The organism is Cobetia sp. (genome assembly GCF_983723665.1).
Map to the genome: position 1 here is coordinate 1 of NZ_CFDJES010000273.1, position 2003 is coordinate 2003.

The window sequence follows — 2003 nt, forward strand, 5'->3', positions numbered from 1 at the left end:
GCAACGCTGATTGATGCGGCAGCACCCTGACAGATCACTGGCTTGTTAGCGCTTTAGTATGTGAAATACCTGATTTTCTAATGTTTGGCAGAGAGATTGTTTGGTCATGTGAAAAAGTAATCGCTTGCCACTGATTTTGGCATTGGTCGTCACGCCAGTGGCTCGCATAGCCTGTGGCTGTCTGGTGGGGGCCTGGGCCGTCATGTGCAGGCCCGCCAGGCAAGGATGACTCCAATAACAAGACTCGCGTGTGAGGGACAGGAATATGCAGCAACAGGACACGAAGGAACTGGTGTTTCGGGGTGGTGTGGTGGGTGCTCTGGTGCCGCTGATGGTGCTGGTGGCGGGGCTGATCTACCTCTCGGTATTCGAGCGTGCAGGCACCCAGCCTTTCTGGGCCTGCGCCTGGCTGGCGATGGGGGTCGGGCTCTTTCTGTGTCGTGACCGCTCGGCCTACTGCGAGAGCCTGCTGCGTGGCATGGGCAACCACACCGCGACCGCCATCATTGCCCTATGGCTGCTCGCCGGGGTCTTCGGCAAGCTGATGATGGCAGGTGGGCTCATCGATGGGCTGCAATGGATTGGTGCCTCGATGGGTGCCACCGGAGGTGTCTTCGTGGTGCTCGCCTTCGCCATCTGCATGGTGTTCTCGCTGGGTACGGGTACCAGCGTGGGCACTGTCATCGGCCTTGGCCCCGTGCTGTATCCGGCTGGGGTGATGCTGGGCGCGGACCCGACGATGTTGGCGGTGGCGCTGCTCTCGGGCGCTGCCTTCGGTGACAATCTGTCGCCAGTCTCGGATACCACCATCGTGTCGTCCTTCACCCAGGGGGCGCAGGTCGCGGATGTCATTCGCACGCGTCTGCCGCTGGCACTGTCCGCGGCGGCCATCTGCGTGGTGATCTTCCTGGTGGCCGGTGGTAGCGAGACGGCGCTGACCGAGGTGCCTGCGCTGGCATCAGGCAATGCGCTCGGCCTGGTCATGCTGTTGCCTCTGGCCGTGGTGGTCGGCTTGGCCCTCAAGCGTCGCCATATCATCGAAGCGATGTTCTTCGGCAATCTGGTCGCCATGCTCTGCGCTCTCGTGATCGGCGCCATCAGTCTGGACGATATCTTTGCGCTGCCGGCACAGCGCGGTGAAAGCACCGGCTTGATCGAGAATGGCATCGCCTCGGTGACCGGCGCCGTGCTGTTCGCCCTGATGGTGCTGGCGCTGACACAGGTGATTCTGGATGCCGGTCTGATGCGTCGTCTGCTCGACAAGGCCAACGAGAGTCTCATCAAGACACGCACCGGTGCCGAGACCGGCATTGTCGCCGTGACAGTGGCGGCCTCCATTCCATTGTCTGCCAATGCACCAGCGCTGCTGCTGGTCGGGCCGGGACTGGTGCGCAAGCTGGCCGAGAAGTTCGGTATCGCGCCAGAGCGCAGTGCCAACCTGATGGATTGCGCCGTCTGCACGGTCTTCTTCCTGCTGCCCTGGCATATCGCGGTGGCCGTCTGGCAGCAGGTGATCGCTGCCAGTGCCGCCGAGGCGGGCGTCGCGGCGCCGAGTGCCATGGCGTCCTTCTTCACGCCTTACCCCTGGGCGATGCTGGTGGTGCTGGCCATCTCCATCACCTGGCGTGCGCGCAGCGCTCGCAAGCAGGGCACTCACGCACAGCAGGCCGCTGGAGGTGGCAATCACGAGACGGTGCTGGCGGCGCCGGCCAGGGAAGTGTGAGCCGCACACGCTAGCCTGTACGTAAGCCAGCGTCCTGACGTTTGTGGCTTGATGCATACAGCGCCCCGCGATACTCCTGACTGATGGAGTCTCGCGGGGCGCTGTGGTACCAGGCAGACGCTTTTCTGCTTCTGTCCCAGTCTCTGGGTATGCCCCTGTTATTGGCCTGCCTGAGACAGGGCGGCATGCATTGTCCCGAACTCAATCCTGCATGGCCTGTCCCAATGTCATGACGTTTCATTTCAAGGAGCCATGCATGGCGAAGGTACGTATCACGCAA

General features: G+C 62.3%; 1 protein-coding gene. It reads left to right on the forward strand.

What is annotated here, in order from left to right; genetic code table 11:
• Positions 1-265: 265 nt before the first annotated feature.
• Positions 266-1723 (forward strand): Na+/H+ antiporter NhaC family protein, encoded by a 1458-nt coding sequence (locus tag AC4FAH_RS14765; protein WP_287020965.1) that lies wholly within the window; start codon positions 266-268, stop codon positions 1721-1723.
• The last annotated feature ends 280 nt before the right edge of the window (positions 1724-2003 follow it).

Bases quoted from the DNA above. Each gene is read 5' to 3' on its own strand.
- AC4FAH_RS14765 (WP_287020965.1), top strand. From the start codon at position 266: ATGCAGCAACAGGACACGAAGGAACTGGTGTTTCGGGGTGGTGTGGTG.